Here is a 20,906-nt window from a genome sequence, read left to right as displayed (position 1 = left end):
CGGGGGACTGGCTCGCCCGCTTTTTCATCGCGCTAGCGCTTCTTTGGGATTGACCTAAGGCGAGCGAACCATAGGGCTGCGGCACCCGAGGTCAGGAGCGCGGTGATGCAAGCGGCGATGGGGGCTGATCCTGTTGCCGGTAGGTCCTGCGGTAGGGTACAGCGTTGAATGACACTGTCCTCGTCATGTGACTCAAGTTTATCGCCGCCGCCGTTGCGGCAAAGATCGACGCGTGCGCTGTTGGTGAGTGCAGTTTGGGGTGTATAAGCCGACGTTGCCTGCATGTGCACGACTGCGCCCCGAGCGTCTGTGCCAAGGATTGCTCTGGCATCGTCAAGGTCGTCGTGCTCATCTTTGAGATCATCGCGGGTCCAAGAATCCGTATCGCTTCGAGTCGTAAAGTCGGCGGCTACCGCACCGTATTCAATGCGAATGCCCGTCACGACGGTATTGGATGCAAGGTCGAGTTCTTTCGCCTCGAGTGTGGCGGATTCCGTGGTCGAGACATCCGCCTTCCAGAGGTGCCAGTCGTCGTAATCGACGAGGCGGCAATCTTCACCCAGACTCTCTTTTACTTCGTCGGACTCAAGCCAAGGATTTTCGTGCCCATCGTCAAGCGTCGCGTTTGCCGGCTCATCGACGTCTGTCGAGTCCAACGGCGTCGTGCGATACCACACGTTGCACAGACCGTTGAGGTCGCCGATGGCGACGGGGGTTTCGATTGAGACGAATCTCGCCGTGCCGTCTTTGGCGCACTCAAGATCATCGGTAATCGTAAACTCATCAACCCAAGTAGCGGAATCGTTTCGAGCATCGATGGTATAGGAGAAAAGCCCATCCGTATTGGTTTGCATCGCGGCGCGGTTTTTTCCATCGCCGTTAGCCAACAGACCCTTCCCGATAGGTTGGACAAGTTCCTGACGCTTGTCGACCTGTCCTTTGATCTCGATGGGCGCATCCTTCATCGCGACGGATTGGACTTCTCCCGTATCCTTTATTTCAAACGTTATCTCCTCGGCAAGGTCATAGGTCCGCGGAGACATCGTTTCGCGCAACGAGTAGGTGCCGGGTGCAAGATGTTCGATGCGGTGTGGCTTGTCGGATGAGGTCCAGGAGTCTATTTCGGTTTTATCGGGACCATATAAGGTGAGCTGTGCACCTTTCACTTCCTGCTCTCCGCTTGCATCGACCTTGGAGATATCAACCTTGGTGTAATCGTCGGATACGTTAAGCCGTGCTTCCACAACGGGTGTTTTCTGGTCGGCATAGGTAAGGTCGACGATATGGTGCGTCCGGTCGAGTAAGAAGCCGGTCGGCGCTTGAGTCTCGACAACCTCGTAGCGTGCGGTGCCAGATCCCAGCGGGAGGTCGTCCGCGCGTGCCTCTCCAGTTTCATCCGTCGCGACGGTCGCGACGGTCTCACCGTCGAGCGCGGCAATGCTACCATCGGGGCGCACGATATCACCCGAGGCACGGATCTCAAATATGGCGCCCGCGAGGCTGCTGCCGTCTACGGCATCGGTTTTAACGATCCTGATGTTTCCGGTCGCGGCGTGGTCATAATACGAGGCGATTGCAAAGGGCGTTAGGTTCATGTCGGCGGGTATGTTTACCTCGATCTCTTCACCGACAAGATAGGGCTCTTTGGCCGAGGTTTCGCGTACATAATAGGTGCCCGGCACGAGCGATTCGGGCAGTGTGACGGTGCCGGTCGCGTCAGTCGTAAAGGTGTCCATTACATTATGTGCTGGATACCAGCATGTTTGTGAGACAGGTTTGTGATTGCTGTCGAGGAGTTGGAAGGTGAATCCGGCTAGCGGAACAGAAGCGCCTGTTTGGGCATCGCGTTTTACAATCTGGAGATGCGTCGACAGAGCGTGGTTGTCCACGATATATTGAAGCTCGGCGCCGTCGGAAATCTGATTGGCCCCGACGGTCCATTCCCCTGCACGTTTAAAACCCTCGGGGACGGTTTCCGGAACCTCGCGAACGGTGTAGCCGGCGCGGTCGTATGGGATGGCTCCGTGGACACCGGCGGGTCGCTTGCCTGCGCCGAACCATGCTTCTGGCTGATCTTTGGTGGAGGCAAAGCCATAGATGTTTGTGGTCAGTGTGCCAACAACCTGCTGAGAGCTGTTGCTGACAACCTCAAAGACAACACCTCCTGCCGGCTGCTCCAGGCCGGATTGATCGCTATCGCCGTAGTCCTTGAATTTGGAAATCTCAAGGTCAAACGCAATGGGGATATCGGAAACGCGCGATTCGATCTCGACCACGCCTGAATCACCGAGATGGTCGGCTCCAACGGTATAGGACCAGCTGTCGTTGGCTGGCAGGTAGCCCTCGGGGGCTTTTGACTCGTAGATGGTAAAGGTTCCTAGGGGGACATCGGTGAGGGTAGCTCGACCGTTTTCATCGGTTGTGAGGGTTTGCGCCCATCCGGGGGTGGATTGCGACACGCACGTGAACTCTGCTCCTGCGAGTGAAGATCCCACCTGGGGTCCGGCATTCGTCGCGGCATCGAGTTTTACGACATGCAGGGTGATGGCGCCGGGTTGTTCATCAACGGCGACCTGTTCACCGTCATTCCCCGTGGTAAAGGCGATGCGATCACGACGGGGGACATAGCCGGCCGGCGCCTTTGTTTCAACTAGGTAGTATGCCGTGTTGGGCAGAAGTGCTGCCTGCGCTCGACCGTTGCTGTCCATCTGGATGGTGCCGACACGCGCGCCGCTGGCGCTCTCAAAAACATCGAATGTTGCCCCGTCAAACTGATAAGTATTGTTTCCGCTGGTAATGGCAGCGTTTGCAGACTGCTTTTGGAAGGAAACAGAGACCGCCGGCAGTACATAGAGCATGTCTTGACGTTTGCTGCCGCCCGATACGGCTCCTAGATAGCGCCGCGCGCGGTGCGGAGCGGCTTTGATGCTTCCTGATTTTGCTCTGTCGTGGAGCCATCGCGCAGCCGCCACGACTTCATTGTCGGCGGTAAAGTGTCCACTCTTGGTTTTGCCCTGAGCGGTCGTGTAGGAGTAGGTGCCGTCGACATGGGTAGTGCCGTTGAGCATCCATACGGCAAGTTGGGTGGCGGCGCGGGCGCGATCTGGTGAAAGATGGTAACCGCCAAACGACGTGGCGGTAGGATATCCGTGACAAACGATTGCCGCGAACTCGTCGTCGAGCCACACCCAGCCTTGATCAAAGTTGAGCCATGGGCCGCCCGGCTTGGTGGGGCCGGGGCGCTCCTGGTTCATGCAGTAGGCAATCGAGGCGTCTTGAGCTTCATACTTGCCGATGAAGAAGGGCCCACAATCATCGCTAATGGTGCGGAAGCCGAGCTGATCGTAGCCATCGACGGCAAATGCGGCTCCCGGTGCCAGGCAGCCGAAAAGCAGGAAGAGGAGCAGGAGCAGCGGACCTGTTGCGATTGCGCTGTGGACAGAGTGCGTGGGTGCGTTGGACATGGCTGCTCCTTATCCCTCGTGCGCCGCACGGGGAGGCCGCGGCGCTTGGGATGAGGCTACCGCCATGGTTCATGCGGGTAAGTACCAGAAGCTGACCAAAAGCTTGCCCGATTTCTGACAAAGCGAACTCAAATACAACAATCAGATAAAAGTACAGGTAGAAGATGGTAAGAAAAGAAAGACAAAGGTCCTCATCTCCACAATTGACGCGATTTTCAAACGAATCTCCACAGCTAAAACAAGCATCACCACCCTTGTATCGAACAAGACAACCGCGTTATACTAGCCAACACAAGCGGGCATCGCCAAGTGGTAAGGCATCAGCTTCCCAAGCTGACACTCGCGGGTTCGAGTCCCGTTGCCCGCTCCAGTTAAGAGCACAAGCACGGCACCATCACGGTGCCGTGCTTTTTTCAATAAAGTGCCGGGACTCGAACCCGACAGGGTGCGAGCGTTAAATAAACGCGAAGCGTTTATAGCGAGCAGGCAAGGTCGCCGATAGGCGACCGCAGCCGGTGCGTATTTGCGAAGCAAATACGCGGACGTCCCGTTGCCCGCTCCATCAGCCAAGGGGGATGCTGGGACACTCGGTTCGATCCGGTCTCCTTCGGCGGCTTTGCGGACCGGGGCATGCTGACCACAGCCGGTGTGCGTCCGCGACGCGGGCGCGCGGACGTCCCGTTGCCCGCTCCTGCTTCAAAATGTTAGGTTCATGCCTGCTGCCCATACTTGCACCCGCGCACGGTACAATGGTTGGGTTACGACCAACGTGCCAATAACCAAAAAGGAGCCGCTATGATCGATCGCTATACCCGCCCGGAGATGGGACACATCTTCTCCCTCGAGAACAAGTACGCCATTTGGCAGGAGATCGAGGTCCTGGCCTGCGAGGCCCAGGCGGAGCTCGGCAAGATCGGCATTTCTAAAGACGAAGCCCAATGGATCCGCGACCACGCCAACTTTGAGAAGGCAAAGGTCGACGAGATCGAGGAAGTCACGCGCCACGACGTTATTGCCTTCCTGACCAACATGAAGGAGTACATCGACGCTGATGTTCCCGAGGGCGACCCCAAGCCCAGCCGCTGGGTTCACTATGGCATGACCAGCTCCGATCTGGGCGATACGGCTCTGTGCTACCAGCTCACCCAGGCCTGCGATCTGATCATCGAGGACGTCAAAAAGCTCGGCGAGATCTGCAAGCGCCGCGCCTTCGAGGAGCGCAACACGCTTTGCGCTGGCCGCACCCATGGCATCCATGCCGAGCCGATGACCTTCGGCATGAAGTTTGGCTCTTGGGCCTGGGAGCTCAAGCGCGATCTGGATCGTCTTGAGGATGCCCGCAAGAACGTTGCCTTCGGTGCCATCTCGGGCGCGGTCGGCACGTACAGCTCCATCGAGCCGTTTGTCGAGGAGTACGTCTGCGAGCACCTGGGTCTGGTCCACGACCCGCTGTCCACGCAGGTCATCTCCCGCGACCATCATGCCTATCTCGCCGGAGTCCTCGCCACCACGGCGGCCACCTGCGAGCGCATCGCTACCGAGGTTCGCAATCTGCAGAAGACCGATACGCTTGAGGCCGAGGAGCCGTTCCGCAAGGGTCAAAAGGGCAGCTCCGCCATGCCGCACAAGCGCAACCCGATCACCATGGAGAAGGTCTGCGGCCTGTCGCGCATCGTGAAGTCCAACGCCCAGGTCGCCTTCGACAATGTCGCCCTGTGGCACGAGCGCGACATTTCGCACTCCTCTGCCGAGCGCGTCGCCCAGGCCGATAGCTTCATCGCGCTCGACCACATGTTCCAGTGTCTCATTCGCGTTATCGACGGCCTGCAGCTGTATCCGGCTCGCATGATGGCCAACCTCAACAAGACTCGCGGCCTCATCTTCTCCTCCAAGGTCCTGCTGGCCCTCGTCGATACGGGCATCACCCGCGAGGATGCCTATGCGATCGTGCAGGAAAACGCCATGGCTACCTGGCACGAGGTGCAGGACTGCGCCGCCGGCCCCACCTTTAAGGAGCGTCTCGAGGCCGATCCGCGCTGCACCGTCAGCCAGGAGAAGCTCGACGAGATCTTTGATCCGTGGGACTTCCTCACCCGCATCGACACGGTCTTCGATCGCCTGGAGCAGCTCGAGTTCTAACTGATCGATTGGGGACGAAGTCAAACCGATCAGTTTACTTTCGGCCTCCGTTGAAGCTCGGCCTTTCAGCCCAAGCCCCGTTGGTAACGCGTTTATCAACGGGGCTTTTGCGTGGGAGCGTCGGGAAAGTCACACTTCAGCGGATGATGGTATATTGCAGAAATGTCGCTTGCCGTTAATTTGCCCCTTCTGGCAAACATTAGCTTGCAAGTGCTCGTTGGGGGGGGGTATCCTTAAGCCAATTTTAAGGTGTGGGAGAATGCTGCGTTTTTTCACGAGAGATTGGACTTAGGGGAATGAGAAAAGGGTTTCGGAGGATAGCCGCAGGCATCTGCGTTGCTTTAACGGCGGCAACGTTTGGGCTGACGGTGGCCGCCCCGCATGCGGATGCTGTCATGCTGGAGTCGCAGGATGGTTCCATGGGTGCATCGTTTCTCCCATACGATTCGTCTACAGGCGATGTGTGGTCAGAATTTGATGTCGCTGTTGGACAGACGGTGAAAGGAAGGCTTTCCTTTTTTAATAAAAATCACGAATGGGCGCCCATTGACCCTAGTGATATCGATATCACATCGTCTGATGAGGATATCGCTAAAGTGAGCTATAAATCACGTGATTGGGTGTTGACAATTAGTCCCACCAAAGTCGGCACAACGACTATAACCATGAAGAGCAGGGCTGACGAGAGTTTAAACGGTTCTCTTAAGATTAAGAGCGTGGCTAATCTCAATCCAATTAAGGTGAGTTTCGTATCCTATGACCAATCCGGTGCGACGACAACGACTGCAACGCTGGGTTACACGGATGATTGTCCGCAAAAATGCGGGAACACGCACTATGCATTGCTAGAGGGGACAGTTTACGTTCACCCCAAGGACGAGACCCGTGCGGCTACATATTTTGAAATAAAGGAAGATCCCTCAAAGGATTCCAAAGTTCAGGCAAGGGTGAATTCGAATTATTATTCATATGGAACTTCTGAGCTAAGCGCTTCTTTGCAACTCGAGGCGTTGGCGAAAGATGCAAAAGAGGCCAAGGTTCTTGTCGACTATTGCAACGGCGAGACCGAGACGAAGAAGCTATGTGATGTTGTAACCGAGAATCAGGAGCCTGGATTCAATGAGCGTGGGAACAAAAAACAAAAGATGCTGGTTGGGGACAGCTCTTATCTTTCTGCCATTCTCAACGTTTCCCCAAATGAAGCACTGAAGGCATGCCAGCGTGCACATTGGGATGCGCTCGTTAGCTCTGTAACCTATTCTCTAGAAAGCAGCGATGTTGTTGAGCTTACCGATGGTGAAAACTCGTTTAAGGCAATAAAGCCCGGCACCGTTAAGGCTCATGCTCGTGATGGCCTTGGCAATGACCATCCCTTTGAGATAGAGGTTGTCGACCCTGCGGAAGTGAGCCTTTCGAAGGCTAAGTTTGTGTCGAGCGATTATACATTTCCCTGTGAGGTCAGTTCAGATAGTATATCCAAAGATTGGCTTTGGCTGGAATGTGACAGGGGGTTTGAATATCCAAAGGGCGTGCTGAGCAAAAGCGCTGAGGAATTGATGGACTCCTATGCCGGCGCAAAGTATTCTTTCACTTCAGATAATCCCGATGTCCTCGAGGTAAAAGGACCGATGTTTAATGGTGGCAGTTACTTGGGGTATTTAGTGCCTCATAGTTACGGCGATGCAACGGTTTCAATGTACTTGGGTGGTCGTCTCTGCGACACTATGACCGTTCACGTCGTCAAGCCGGGCGAGGAACCTGCAAAAACTACGGTCTCCATTACGGATGGTTACTCAACATCTATGGACAAGGGCACGACTCAGCAGTTGAAGGCAAAGGTTTCCCCTGACGATAAGGCCAGTAAGGTTGTCTGGTCCTCTTCTAACGAGAACGTCCTTACCGTCGATGGCAACGGTCTTGTTATCGCTGTCGGTGACGGTAATGCCACGATCACGGCAACAGTTGATGGAGTCTCTGCAACCACGGATACAATTACGGTAACCACTCCGGTAGTAAGGATCTCGAGCGTCAGTCTCAGCGCGTCGAATCTTAAGCTTGCTGTGGGCGGCGAGCCCTCGACGTTGACCGCAACGGTTGAGCCCAACAATGCAACGAATAAGAATGTGTCCTGGTCTTCGAGCGACCCGGAGGTCGCCACGGTTGCGGACGGCGTCGTGACCCCGGTCAAGGCCGGTGCTGCCACGATCACCGTTACCACTGAGGACGGCGAGTATAGCGCCACGTGCAAGGTGACGGTTATTCAACCTGCAACGGGTATCACACTCGATAAGCAGAAGGTCACGCTTGTGGGCGCTGCAACCGAGCAGCTTAAGGCAACGGTCGTTCCCGCGGAGGCTGACCAGACGGTTGTCTGGAAGTCCAGTAACGACAGCGTCGCTACGGTCGATCAAACCGGCAAAGTGACGTCTGTTTCCAAGGGCGCCGCAACCATCACTGCTTCGACCGAAGATGGCACCTATTCTCAGGATTGCGCGGTGACTGTTTCCAACCCCGCAACGAACCTTACGGTCGACCAGACCGCTCTTAACCTCAAGAAGGGCGAAGAGCGCACCGTGAAGATTTCTCTTGTTGGAGCCCTTGCGGGCGAGGTCGACGAGACCAAGCTTGCTCTGGATAACACGGGCGCTTCTAAGGCGTTTGAGGTTGTCGACAACGGCGATGGCTCCTACACCGTTACCGCCCTCAAGACCGGTTCTGGCTCATTTGTCATTACTGCAGAATCGCTCTCCCAAACCGTCTCGGTGACCGTGACCAACCCCGTCCAGAAAGTCGAGCTCGACAAGACGAGCCTGTCCTTTACCGTCGGTGATGCCTCCGTAAAGCTCTCCGCAACGGTGAGTCCTGTCGATGCAGACGATACGACGGTGAGCTGGGCCTCCAGCGACTCGTCGATCGCTACGGTCAAAGACGGCGTCGTGACGCCGCTTAAGGCCGGTACCGCCACGATCACCGCCACCTGTGGTGACAAAACAACGACCTGTACCGTTACTGTAGCGGCGAGGACCATTGCGGGCGTTGCAGGTAGCGACGGAACGGACGTTAGCGTAAGCGCCGAGAACAATGCCGCTGCCGGCATTGCCCAGAACAACAGCATCTCTCTTGTGGTCGAGGAACCGACAAATCTTACCGACGCCGCCAATGCTACAATTTCCGGCCTTGAGCAGGGGAGTACCAAGGTTGCCGATAAGCTCGATATCAAGCTTCTCAAGGACGGCGAGGTTATCGAGGACTACGAAGGCATGTCCTTCATCGTCCGTGTCAAGATGACTGCCGCCATGAAGGCGCTCACCAATCTCAAGGTGCTCTACGTTGCTGAGGATGGTTCCACCCAGGCTATGGATACGTGGATCGAGGGGGACTACCTCTGCTTCCGCACGAGCCACTTCTCGACGTACGTGGTGACGGGCGAGGAGGCCAATGGGGAGCCGGCTCAGCCTACGCAGCCCGTGACGCCGTCCCAGCCTGGTCAGCAGACGACGACCAGGGTGACCAAAAAGTCTACTAAGACTACTAAGGGTGCGCTCGCCAATACGGGCGATCAGGCCCCTGCCGTCGCCTTTATTATGGCCGTTGCCGGCGCTTCGTTGATTGCCTTCGCGCTTATGCGCAAACGTCTCGAGCGTTAGGGCGCCCCTCTCGTTTAAGCGCGACCTTTCAGTCCAAGCCCTGTTGGTAACTCGTCTTACTAACGGGGCTTTTCCGTTAAAGACTTCAGCCCGTGTGTCGCGTGCAGTGCGGCGCGTCGGAAACCGCCAGATACGCGGTCGGCGCCAACGGCCTGAACGAGGCGGCGGTCGGGGGTGCATTCGGGAGCAGTTGAGCTTCGAGTAGGGTTAAACTAATTCGACCGCTTGCGGTTGCATTTGGACCATTGGCGCCTTGCCCGTCTTGGGCGAGGCGCTTTTTTTATTGCCGCATCAGCCCCGGGTATAAAATGAAATCCGACTGCTGTTTCGATGAAGGGAGGCGCGTGCCCGGACGTATCAAGCGAGTCACCATTGTCTCGTTTACGCTCATGCTCCTTGTTGCTGCCTGTGTGGTCGCCCTGACGTATACCGTTCGAAGCAGCTCTTCCTCCTCGAATGAAGCCGACAAAGATCTCCCAGTACTCAAAATCGGCGTTACGGATAACGACCCCTATGTGTATATCGATACCACGGGCGATTACGTCGGTATCGATATCGACATCGCCCGCGAGGCCTGCAAGCGTGCGGGGCTCAAGCCACAGTTTGTCGATATTGACTGGAACGATCGCGACCGGCTGCTCAAAAACGGTGATATCGATTGCCTGTGGTGTGATTATTCTCCCTGTTATCGCGAGGATAAGTATTACTGGACCGAGCCGTATCTAACCGCGACGGTCTCGGTTGCCGCCAAGAAAACGAGCGGCATCAAGTCCTTGGCGCATCTCGATGGAAGCAAGACCATCGCGGTGATTGCGGGCTCGGTGAGCGAACGCCGATTGCTCGCAGGGGATCTGGAAATCTCGCCGGACGTGCAAATCAAATCGTACGGTTCTGCCGAGCTCTGCAAAGCCGCCCTCGCCAAAGGGTATGTCGACTGTTGGATGGCGGACGTTCAGCCGCTTGATCGACTTGTCGCCCAGTATCCCGGCCTTTACCGCGTGTTCGCTGACAACGTTATGACGGTTGACCTTGGCGTCGCGTTTAAGGACGGCTATGAGGGGGAGTACGTCAAAAACCTCAATACCGTGCTGTTCGAGATGGATCGAGATGGCACGATTGAGCGCATTGTGGGCAAGTACAAGGCAGGGGCGACGACGGACGGGCAAGGAGCGGAATCATGACAAATGATGAGCGCCGCTTGCGCCGAAAGGCATTAGTCACCGCGGCTATCTGCGTTGTGGTCAGCGCTGTTCTGTTGGGTCTGCTGTATATGGTCGGCACGCATCGCTGTCTCGATAAAACGCTTGGGTTTGGTCAGGAAACCATGGTGTTTTTAAAAAACGCCTGCGAAAAATATGACCGATATGAACAGGGAAGAAAAACCGAAGCGACGCACAATTTGGATGCCGTGCTCGAGTCGTTTTCGACGTTCTTGCCGTCTGATCACGTTGAAGTCAACGATGACCTCGTCGAGGAGTACGTCCATACCGAGCACCTTTCGGGAATGTTGGTCATGGACGCCGACGGCCATATGGCCGCTCATTACGATATTGATGGTCGCGATCCGCTGATGCTGTGGCGAGAGGAGCTGGCCTGTTCGTCGGTCGCATCGATGTATCGAGGATCCAAGGTGTCCTACTCGACGGTCGTTGAGCGTCGCGATGTCGATTTTGCCGTGAGTGTTGTTCCGTACGGTGATGGCGTAGCGCTGGGGTATCGATCGCTTGCGCTCGAGCCCGCCGATGATTATTCGTATACGATCGCCGACGTGCTCGTGAACAACACATTCCATCAGAGCCCAACGGTGCTCGTGATGCGCGATATGCAGATCGTTTCCTCAAACGATTCGAATGTCGATCTAACCCTTGCCCGGCTTCTTGCCGATAGCGGAATTGATTGGAAAGACGAAGGCTTAACACGTATCGAATATCGGGGAAGTACCTGGTATGCCGTGCGTGCGGCGTATGAGGACTATCGCCTGTTTGCGCTTTATCCCAAATCTGAGGTCATGTCGGGCAGGATTTCATTTATCGCTGCCGGCGTGCTGGTGCTCTTGGCGTTTTGGGTTGTAGTGCTGTTGGCGCGCAACATTGCCGATCGTCGCAATTTGGCCGAAAAGGACAAGCAACTCGGCATCATCAATGCTATCAGTTCCATATATGAGTCGACCTTCCTGCTGCATCTCGATACGCTCGAGATCGAGGGAATTAACATGTCGCCATCGGTGGCGAAGATATTTGCCGAGCACGCCGAGGCATATGACTTTTTTGCAACGGTTTGCCGAGACATTGTGAGTCCCGAAAGTCGCGAGGCGGTCATGGAGCTCTTAGATATAAAGACACTTCGGGATCGTATGGAGGGCGTGCCGTACTTGGATGCCGAGGTGCGAGATTGCCGAGGTACGTGGTATTCGCTGCAGGTTGTTCCACAGCGCCGCGATGAGCGGGGTCGACTGGAATCGGTCGTCGTGGCGACGCATAACATCTCGATGACAAAGCGCGCCGAGGAGCTCTCTTTCCAGGACAAGCTGACGGGACTTCGCAATAGAAATTACCTTGAGTCCCTTGGCGACGATCTGGTGAACGAGTCCCTGCCCGTGAGTGTGATCATGATGGACTGCAATTTCCTCAAGCATACCAACGATCTCTACGGTCACGAAATGGGCGATGAGCTGCTACGGCGTACGGCGTCTGTATTGAGGCGGGCGGCAGGCGAGAAGTTTGTGCCTATGCGCATTGGTGGCGACGAGTTCTTGTTGATTTGCCCTCACACCGATCGCGAATCCGCATGTGAAGTAGTGCAAGATCTTCGCCTCAGCCTTGCTGCTGCGAGCGATGAGGTGCTGACAGTCAGTGCGTCGTTTGGTGTCGCGACGGCAGAGACACCCGGATGTACACTGACCGAGATGTACCACATCGCTGACCACAACATGTATCAAGAGAAACGAAAAGTCCACGCTCGGGAAGCAGATTGCTAGTATTGCTGCCGCCGGTTTGCGCATTGGGGAATGTTGAATCGGTGCCCGCGATACTTTATCGGTTCGGACGGGGATAATAGACGTCTGAAATTGCTTTACGAGAGGGGAACGCAATGATTAGTTTTGATTACAAGCCTCAGGGCGTATGCGCTCGCAATATCCACCTTGACCTGTCCGATGACGGCAACAAGGTGGTGGGCGTCGAGTTTACCGGTGGCTGCAACGGCAATCTCAAGGCTATCTCCAAGTTAGTCGAGGGTGCTCCTGCCGATCGCGTAATCGAGGTTCTCGCCGGTAATACCTGCGGTATGAAAAAGACCTCTTGCGCCGATCAGCTTACGCGCGCTATCGAGGCCGCTCGCGCCGAGATCGCCTAATGGGTATCGCCGACCACATCAAGAATGGAATATCGCGCCGTGGCTTTGTGCTCGGCGGTGCTGCCGCGGGCGCTGCCACGGTGCTTGCCGGTTGCTCGAAAAAAACGGGCACCAGCGACGATGCCGCCGGCGAGCCGCAGGTTATCAAGGACGATTCGAAGATTGTCTCGATCACTGATGAGTACGAAGCTGTTGATATCGATCTTGAGCCGGCGGCGTCGTGGACGCTGCCGCTGGGCACGCTGCTGTACTACTGCGATGGCGACTACGCCGCCGCGATGATGGCGCCTGCTTCTGCTCTGCATGCCAATACGCTTGGTGTGCTCAACCTGGGCGATGGCTCGCTTACCACATTAATCGAGGATCCTATCGAGGGCACGGGATATGCTTTTTACGATGTCCGTGCCGGCGATGGCGTGTTTGCGTGGGTTGAGATGAACTTTGCCAATTCATCGTGGAAGCTCTACGCTCAAAATCTGTCGGGCGCTTCGCTCTCTGGCGACGTGGCTGAGCTCGATCGAGGTGGCAAGGACTATGATCCGCCCCTGTTTACGGCGTTCGGGTCATCGGTCATCTGGTATAAAATGCCTTCGGCAGGCGGCAATAAAACGAGTAGTGATTCGTTTTGCTATCGTCGCTCGCTTGATGAATCCAAGGCCGAGGTAATTTGGAAATCGATGGGCCGCTTTGCATCGGCCCCGCGCGCGAGCGACGGCATTTTGACCATCTCGCCGCGTGTCCGCAACGACGAAGGCGTCTACTATGGCATAACGGCAATCGATCTGACCGATGGCAACAACACCAAACGTGCCCAGCTAGTCCTTCCCTCGTCAGTCTCGCCTTTCGAGGCCGTATATATGGGCGATACCTTCGTGTTTTCTATCGAGGCGACCTATAGTGACGTGGGCAGCCTGGGCAACATGGGCACGTATATCGGTAATGAGGGAGGGCCATACCTCTTTCTGTCCCGCGAGCCGCTCGCATGTGCTGCCGGCAAGAAGAATAAATATCTCGTTAAGGTACAGGCATCGCATTTTCTCATCGACACCTCTGCCAAGACCTATGGCTCGCTGTTGTCGCCCGACCGCGCTTTGGAATATGGCGATTATCCAGCTACGGCGGGAAAATCGGACTCATTCCTTACGTACGCCACGGTGCGCAACAGCCAGGGTATACCCGAGACGGTCACCGCACGCCTATTCTCTCTTTAAGCTTAGAGGGGTTAAAAAGGCGCCAACAGGGGAATAAACGCGTTGTAATTGTGAGTACCGCCCGCCGAGCTGCCGCGTCATAGTGGCATCCGGCGGGCTCAGGTGCGTTAAAATGGGCTTGTTCTTAGCTGATTGAGACAGGGGGGCCGTGTTATGGCTTCAGATGCAAAAAAGATTCTGCTGGTCGAGGATGAGAAGGCAATCCGTGACGCCGTCGCTGCCTATCTCGAGCGCGAAGGCTACTGGGTTGTGGGTGTCGGCGACGGCCAGTCCGCGATCGAGGAGTTCGAGAAGCATCAGTTTGACCTGGTCGTGCTCGACCTTATGCTCCCCAAGATCCCCGGCGAGCGCGTTTGCCGCACCATTCGCGATACCTCGGATGTCCCCATCATCATGCTGACTGCCAAGGGCGAGATCGAGGACCGTATTATCGGTCTTGAGCTCGGCGCCGACGACTATCTGATTAAGCCGTTCTCGCCGCGCGAGCTTGTCGCGCGCGTACGCGCCTTGTTCCGCCGTGCCCATCAGGCCGACGAGCCAGCCGTCGAGGTACTCGACTTCGGCGATCTGGTCATCGATATCTCGGGCCACAAGATTTTGGTCGAGGGCAAGGAAGTCGACCTGACGGCTTCCGAGTTTAAGCTGCTCACCACGCTTGCCCGTCACCCCGGTCGCGTCTACAACCGCATGGAGCTGGTCGAGAAGGTGCTCGGCTACGACTTTGAGGGCTATGAGCGCACCATCGATAGCCACGTGAAGAACCTTCGCGCCAAGCTGGGCGATGATCCCAAGAAGCCCAAGTGGCTCTACACCGTCCACGGTGTCGGCTATCGCTTCGAGGCTCCGGCCAAGACCGATAAGTCGGACGAGAAATAGGGAAATCACATATGACACCTGCGCGCTTTGAAATCGGACAAAAGCACAAGCAGGAGAGCGAGGCGGGTTCCAAGGCTAGTTGGAACACGCCTCGTTCCGATTCACGGCCAACGATGAGCTATCCCTCGCGCATGGCACTTGCTTTTGCTCTGACATCGCTCATGACGGTATTGGTGCTGGTGGGCGTGGTCTCTGTTGTGTGGGGCACGGTCTTTTCGGATTACACGCGCTCCAATATCGTCGAGATCGCCAATTCTGCTGCCGAAAAGCTTGCGACGTCGTATGAGGAAAACGGCAACTGGACTGCGGGCGAGCTGCGCACGGTCGCGACATCGAGTTTGGTATCCGACGACCTGAGTATGCAGGTCGTCAACAAGAAGGGCGTTGTCGTCTATGACGACTCATGGCCTTCGGCAAGCGCGACCGCCGATGTGCGCGAGAGCGAATCGGCGTCGAGCAGCTCGAGCGGTAAAAAAGCATCGCATAGCCCGGTCTCGTCTGCTCCAACCGACTCCGATAGCGTTGCCAACGTCGAAATCATAACGTCTTCGGGCGAGCATGTCGGACAGGTAAAGCTATGGGCCATCGGCTCCGATGCCTTGCTCACCAAGGCGGATTCTGCATTTAGGGAGAAGACCTTTAACGCCATGGCCCTCGCCGCGGTTGTTGCAATCTGCATTTCGGTCGTTATCGGATCGCTCGTGTCGCGCATGCTCACCAAGCCGATTCATCGTATTACGAGCACGGCCAAGCAAATTCGCGATGGCGATCTGTCCGCTCGTACTGGTTTGCGCGGTGATGACGAGATTGATCAGCTGGGTGAGACCTTCGATGAGATGGCCACTTCGCTCGAGAAGGATATGAAACACGAGAAGCGCCTGACCTCAGACGTGGCTCACGAACTTCGTACTCCGCTTATGGCCATGCTCGCGACAGTCGAAGCCATGCAGGATGGGGTGTATCCCACCGACGACGAGCATCTGGAAACCGTTGCTTCCGAGACGCGTCGCCTGGCTCGTCTGGTGCAGCAGATGCTCGACCTGTCGCGCATGGAAAACAGCACGGCTCCGCTCAACCTTGAGCCGGTGGACATGGTTCCTTTCGTGCGTTCCATCGTCAATGCCCAGGAGCGCCTGTTTGTCGACCGCGATCTGCGCTTGCGCTTTGCTGACGAGACGCAAGGTCACGACGATGTCGTCGAAGCCGATCCCGACATGATCACACAATGCGTCATCAATCTCATGAGCAACGCCATGCGCTATACCCCCGAGGGCGGTTGGGTCGTGGTGTCGGTGCTCAGTGACCGCAAACACGTCAGCGTCGCCGTTTCTGATACCGGCATCGGTATTGCCAAGGATGACTTGTCGCGCATCTTCGGCCGTTTTTGGCGCGCCGATGCTAGCCGTGCCCGTGAGGCGGGCGGTCTGGGCGTGGGCCTCGCCGTGACTAAACAGATCGTCGAGCGACATCATGGCTACATTTCCGTGGAGTCGGAGCTTGGAAAGGGTACGACTTTTACGATTCATCTGCCTCGCGAGCACACGGCGGACGCGGCATCTACTACAATGGAGCACTAGCTTTTCGCTATTCGGTGAAGGAGGGGTTTCGTCCCTGCCGCTCCGAGTTTGCGAAAACGTGCGGGAAAGAACCCGCATTACTGTCGTATTTTGGTAAGGAGTGACTCACGTGACAACGATGGAGCGTCGTCCGGATTCCCGTGGCAAGGTTCGTGATATCTACGATGCCGGTGAAAACCTGCTGATGGTCGCCACCGACCGCATTTCTGCGTTCGACTTCATTCTTCCCGACGAGATTCCGTTTAAGGGAGAGGTGCTCAATCGCATCTCGGCATTCTGGTTTGATAAGTTTGCCGACATCGTCCCCAACCATCTCGTTTCCATCGACCCGGCGGATTTCCCCGAGGAGTTTGCTGAGTATCGTGACTACCTCGCTGGCCGCGCCATGCTGGTTAAGAAGGCCCAGACGATTCCTATCGAGTGCATCGTCCGCGGCTATCTGACCGGTTCGGGCAAGAAGACCTACGACGAGAACGGCACCGTCTGCGGCATCCAGCTGCCTGAGGGCCTGACCGAGGCTTCCAAGCTTCCCGAGCCGCTGTTCACGCCGTCCACGAAGGCCGAGATTGGTGACCACGACGAGAACATCTCGTTCGAGCGTTGCTGCGAGATCGTGGGCGAGGATATCGCCACGCAGATTCGTGACCTTTCCCTCAAGATCTACAAGGCCGCTGCCGAGTACGCCGCGACCCGTGGCATCATCATTGCCGACACCAAGTTCGAGTTTGGAGTTATTGATGGCAAGGTCACGCTGATCGACGAGTGCCTCACGCCCGATTCCAGCCGTTTCTGGCCTGCTGCCAGCTACGAGGAGGGCAAGATCCAGCCTAGCTACGACAAGCAATTCGTCCGCAATTGGCTCAAGGCCAACTGGGATATGACGGGGGAGACCCCGCACCTGCCCGCCGAGGTCATCGATGGCACGTCCGAGCGCTATCGCGAGGCCTTCCAGATCATCACGGGCTCCCAGTTCACAAGCATGAAGGAGAACGCATAAGTGAGTACCCGTAGCGCCACGAACAAGCGCACGCAATCCCACGAGGTTACCGGGGTTGCGCGCAAGTCCGCCGCATCTGCTAAGCCTGCCCGTCAGGCAGCGAGCTCTGTCCGCGTCGTGCCAGCTTCGTCTAAAGCTCGCCGCAAAGAGCTCGAGAAGGGCGAGAACCTCGAGGGCCTCTCTAAAGAGGAGAAGCGCGCCCGCAAGGCTAAGCAGCGCGCCAAGGAGGACCGCATCTACACGGTGTCGAATATCCTTCTCAAGCAGGATGAAGACTACACCAAGCGCCGTCGTATCTGGTGGGCCGTGCTCGCCATCGGCATGGTACTCGTCGTGGCAATTTGGGCTTCGCTCTACTTCGCTCCCGGCGGCACGGTGTCCAGCCCCGTCCAGATGGTCGGCATCGTTTTGTCCTATGTCATCATTCTGGGTGACTTTATCTACGACTTCGTTCGTATTCGTCCCCTGCGCAACATGTACCGCACGCAGGCCGAGGGCATGTCCGAGAACAAGCTCAACGCTCTTATCGAGCGCTCGGCTGCCGAGGAGGATAAGAAGGACTCCAAGAAGAAGTAGCGTTTGCATACATACTTATCGCTAAGATATAAGGCGCGTCGTTTTTGCGGCGCGCCTTTTTACTGTTCTATAGATAGATGGAGTGGCACATGATTCGAGCTGCCCTGACGGTCGAAGAGGCTCTGGAGGGCATGAAGGCCCTGGAGCCCAAGATTAAAAACTATGCGCGCTTGGTTGTCCGCAAGGGCGTAAACGTCAAGCCCGGCCAGGAGGTTGTCGTTCAGTCTCCGGTCGAGTGCGCATCCTTTGCCCGCGTGGTGGTCGCGGAGGCTTATGCCGCCGGCGCTGGCCACGTGACGGTCATTTGGGCCGATGATGCCGTGACGAGGCTCACGTACGAGCATGTCGAGAAAAGCTATTTTGAGCAGACACCCGAGTGGAAGCGCATGCAGCTGGATTCCCTGGCCCAGGATGGTGCCTGCTTTGTCTTTATCGAGGGGGCGGATCCTGCGGCCCTCAAGGGCATCGATCCAGCCAAGCCTGCTGCAGCTTCTAAGGCAAGGAATACGCAGTGCAAGGTCTTCCGCCGCGGACTGGACTACAACATCAATCCGTGGTGCATCGCCGGCGCTCCGGTCGTGGCTTGGGCGCACGAGGTGTTCCCGGGAGACGCCGATGAGGTTGCAATCTATAAGCTGTGGAATGCGATTCTGCACACCGCGCGCGCCGATGGCCAGGACCCAGAGAGCGACTGGGAACTCCATGACGCCGCATTCGAAAAGAACCTGCGTTTCCTGAACGACAATCGTTTCGACTACCTGCATTACACCTCGGCAAATGGAACCGATCTGACGATTGGCATGACGAAAGGTCACGAGTGGGCCGGCGGCAAGGGCAAGACGCCCGATGGGCACCCCTTCTTCCCCAACATTCCCACCGAGGAAGTCTTCACCTCGCCTGATCGTATGCGTGCCGACGGTATCGTGTATTCGGCTATGCCGCTCATTCACCACGGTAACAAGGTTGACGATTTTTGGATTAAGTTCGAGGCGGGCCGCGTAGTGGACTACGATGCCCGCGTGGGTAAGGCGACGCTTGCGAGCATTATTGACACCGATGAAGGTGCCGCTCATCTGGGTGAGATCGCGCTTATCTCCAAGAACACGCCGATCCGTGAAAGTGGTGTTCTGTTCTATGACACGCTCTATGATGAGAACGCTAGCTGCCATCTCGCGCTAGGTGTCGGTTTCCCCGAATGCATCGAGGGTGGGTATGACATGTCCAAGGAGGAGCTCCTGGAGCATGGCGTAAACGTCTCGAGCACGCACGTCGATTTTATGATCGGCACGGACGATATCGATATTACGGGCATTACGCCTGATGGACGTGAAGTTGTGATTTTCCAGAACGGCCAATGGAGTTGGGAATAGTCCCAGACCGTGGTACAATGCCACCCGCGGGCCGTTAGCTCAGCTGGCAGAGCAGGGGACTTTTAATCCCAAGGTCCAGGGTTCGAACCCCTGACGGCCCACCCAAAGATTGTTGAGACGGTCTACTTCGGTTGGCCGTCTTTTTTGTCGCCCTTTCATGGGTTCGAACCCGTCGGGGCGCGGAGCTGAGTAAACGCGTGAGCGTTTGCCAGCGCAGCGCGCAAGGCGCGAAAGCGCCGCAGCGGCAGCCTGCGGAGCAGGCTGAACCCCTGACGGCCCACCCAAAGAAAGGAAAACGAAATGAAAACAGATAGATACGGAATTAACGGCAGCACATTAAAGATAATAGCAGCCATTTCGATGGTTCTCGATCATGTAAGCAGGATCGTCCTGACCAATGGAATTATGACTCACGCATCGTACAGTCAGATATCAGACGAACAGTGGGCGATTCTAAGCGAGGCTTCGGATGTGCTTCATGTTCTTGGCAGAATTGCATTTCCCATATTTTGCTTTTTGATAGTTGAGGGATTTTTGCATACTCATGACATAAAGAAGTACCTGCGAAATATGCTTGTCTTCGCAATCATTGCGGAGCCCATATACGATTTCGTTCAAACCGGGCAACTATTCGACCTTCGGCAACAAAATGTTATGTGTGAGCTCCTGCTTTCCTTGGTCTTTTTGATTGTTCTGGAAAAGATACAAAGTCTTTCAAAACGGAAAAGATACATCGCAGAAACTGCTCTGATTGTTTTGACAGCACTGGCAGCTGAATACACTAAACTAGATGGCGGTGTGTATGGCATTATGCTTGTGGCTGCATTCTATTTATTCCACGACAGCAAGGCCAAGATGTTCTTTGCTGCAGTATGTGCAGTGCTCCTTTCGTCATGCCATATAGTTGGCGGCGGATTTGAGTTTGCTACAGCTAGTGTATTTAATCCTGATGTTGCTGCCGCGGTCGTTTCGTTGCTGCTTATCAATCTTTATAATGGTAAGCGAGGGCTGAAGCTCAAATATTTCTTCTACATTTTCTATCCGGCACATCTTGCTCTGCTTTATGGTGTCTCACTTATTGTTTTGAACTGTCTTTAAAAACTCTCAAACAAGTCTCTGAAAACGGAAACAAATTGACCCTAAGACTGCTTGTGAATTTCCGGAAGACCTGAGAGATGCGAGGATAGGCAACGAGGGCTGCAGAGAGATGCTTCTCAGTTCTCTGGCGGATCGCACGTATCTGTATGAGGATCACTTCCACACACTCATTAATAACAGTGATAAACACGGCAGATCCTCAAAACATGAGGCTGTGGAGGTCGAACGATGCTTCGAAAGCATGAATGGCAGCGAGAAAATGAGTTCGGAAGCGCCCTCTGGATGATCCAGCATAGAATAGAAAGCGATCGGCTCCGGCTGGTCGCTTTTTTGTTGCCGGTGCACGGGTTCGAACCCGAACTTCTCTATATATAAGAACGCTTGGCGAACAAAACCTGCCTTTTACCGACGGGAAACAAATAGCTGATGCTTTTGGAGTAAAGTGGCGCTCCAGAGATGACTGATGCCTTAACACCTATAAACCAGCTGGTCATCGCCAATATCAGAAGCCAATGCTTCAGTTTTAACCTCAGTGATGCGACTGAGGGACTTATTCATTTGTGAACAAAATATGGAGTGCGCGATTCCCGCCCCCGG

Annotated in this window: 13 protein-coding genes and 2 tRNA genes; 14 read left to right on the top strand and 1 reads right to left on the bottom strand. The window is 55.8% G+C overall.

The genetic code is table 11. The features are described 5' to 3' along the window. Positions 1-32: 32 nt before the first annotated feature. Entirely contained in the window at positions 33-3,464 is a 3,432-nt protein-coding gene (locus DW925_RS08370; protein WP_117584014.1) for a SpaA isopeptide-forming pilin-related protein, read from the bottom strand. Positions 3,465-3,759: 295 nt separating this feature from the next. On the opposite strand from DW925_RS08370, the gene DW925_RS08365 reads away from it, so the two are divergent. The 14 genes from DW925_RS08365 (at position 3,760) to DW925_RS08300 (ending at position 20,309) form a co-directional block, all read left to right on the top strand. Next, positions 3,760-3,834, top strand: a tRNA-Gly gene (locus DW925_RS08365). Positions 3,835-4,259: 425 nt separating this feature from the next. Next, complete coding sequence (gene purB / locus DW925_RS08360) at positions 4,260-5,603, top strand: adenylosuccinate lyase (RefSeq protein WP_117584013.1); 1,344 nt, start codon at positions 4,260-4,262, stop codon at positions 5,601-5,603. A 1,724-nt stretch (positions 5,604-7,327) separates the two neighbouring features. Continuing rightward, positions 7,328-9,250 (top strand): Ig-like domain-containing protein, encoded by a 1,923-nt coding sequence (locus DW925_RS10140; protein WP_158556509.1) that lies wholly within the window; start codon positions 7,328-7,330, stop codon positions 9,248-9,250. 344 nt (positions 9,251-9,594) lie between these two features. Then, positions 9,595-10,431, top strand: a complete 837-nt coding sequence (locus DW925_RS08350) for an ABC transporter substrate-binding protein (protein WP_158565761.1) — start codon at positions 9,595-9,597, stop codon at positions 10,429-10,431. Continuing rightward, positions 10,428-12,227: a diguanylate cyclase gene (locus DW925_RS08345; protein WP_117584010.1), complete on the top strand. Its 1,800-nt coding sequence runs from the start codon at positions 10,428-10,430 to the stop codon at positions 12,225-12,227. Before DW925_RS08350 ends, DW925_RS08345 begins: the two co-directional genes overlap by 4 nt. Before the next feature lie 113 nt (positions 12,228-12,340). Further along, positions 12,341-12,604, top strand: coding sequence for a TIGR03905 family TSCPD domain-containing protein (locus DW925_RS08340; RefSeq protein ID WP_117629999.1), 264 nt, complete (start codon positions 12,341-12,343; stop codon positions 12,602-12,604). Beyond that, on the top strand, positions 12,604-13,815 hold the full coding sequence (locus DW925_RS08335; RefSeq protein WP_117786702.1) for a twin-arginine translocation signal domain-containing protein: 1,212 nt from the start codon (positions 12,604-12,606) through the stop codon (positions 13,813-13,815). The genes DW925_RS08340 and DW925_RS08335 overlap by 1 nt, the downstream gene beginning before the upstream one ends. A 153-nt stretch (positions 13,816-13,968) precedes the next feature. After that, positions 13,969-14,691 (top strand): response regulator transcription factor, encoded by a 723-nt coding sequence (locus tag DW925_RS08330; RefSeq protein ID WP_006236208.1) that lies wholly within the window; start codon positions 13,969-13,971, stop codon positions 14,689-14,691. Positions 14,692-14,702: 11 nt separating this feature from the next. Continuing rightward, on the top strand, positions 14,703-16,268 hold the full coding sequence (locus DW925_RS08325; RefSeq protein WP_117786700.1) for a cell wall metabolism sensor histidine kinase WalK: 1,566 nt from the start codon (positions 14,703-14,705) through the stop codon (positions 16,266-16,268). A gap of 118 nt (positions 16,269-16,386) precedes the next feature. After that, entirely contained in the window at positions 16,387-17,265 is an 879-nt protein-coding gene (locus tag DW925_RS08320) for a phosphoribosylaminoimidazolesuccinocarboxamide synthase (RefSeq protein ID WP_035136481.1), read from the top strand. Then, complete coding sequence (locus DW925_RS08315; RefSeq protein ID WP_117790800.1) at positions 17,266-17,841, top strand: hypothetical protein; 576 nt, start codon at positions 17,266-17,268, stop codon at positions 17,839-17,841. Between the two features lie 89 nt (positions 17,842-17,930). Then, complete coding sequence (locus DW925_RS08310) at positions 17,931-19,211, top strand: aminopeptidase (RefSeq protein ID WP_117790799.1); 1,281 nt, start codon at positions 17,931-17,933, stop codon at positions 19,209-19,211. A 28-nt stretch (positions 19,212-19,239) separates the two neighbouring features. Continuing rightward, positions 19,240-19,312, top strand: a tRNA-Lys gene (locus DW925_RS08305). Positions 19,313-19,511: 199 nt separating this feature from the next. Beyond that, on the top strand, positions 19,512-20,309 hold the full coding sequence (locus tag DW925_RS08300; protein WP_117790798.1) for a TraX family protein: 798 nt from the start codon (positions 19,512-19,514) through the stop codon (positions 20,307-20,309). Positions 20,310-20,906 lie beyond the last annotated feature (597 nt).

This window comes from Collinsella sp. AM43-1 (assembly GCF_003467925.1).
Taxonomy (GTDB): Bacteria; Actinomycetota; Coriobacteriia; order Coriobacteriales; family Coriobacteriaceae; genus Collinsella.
This window is presented reverse-complemented; position numbering and strand designations above follow the sequence as displayed.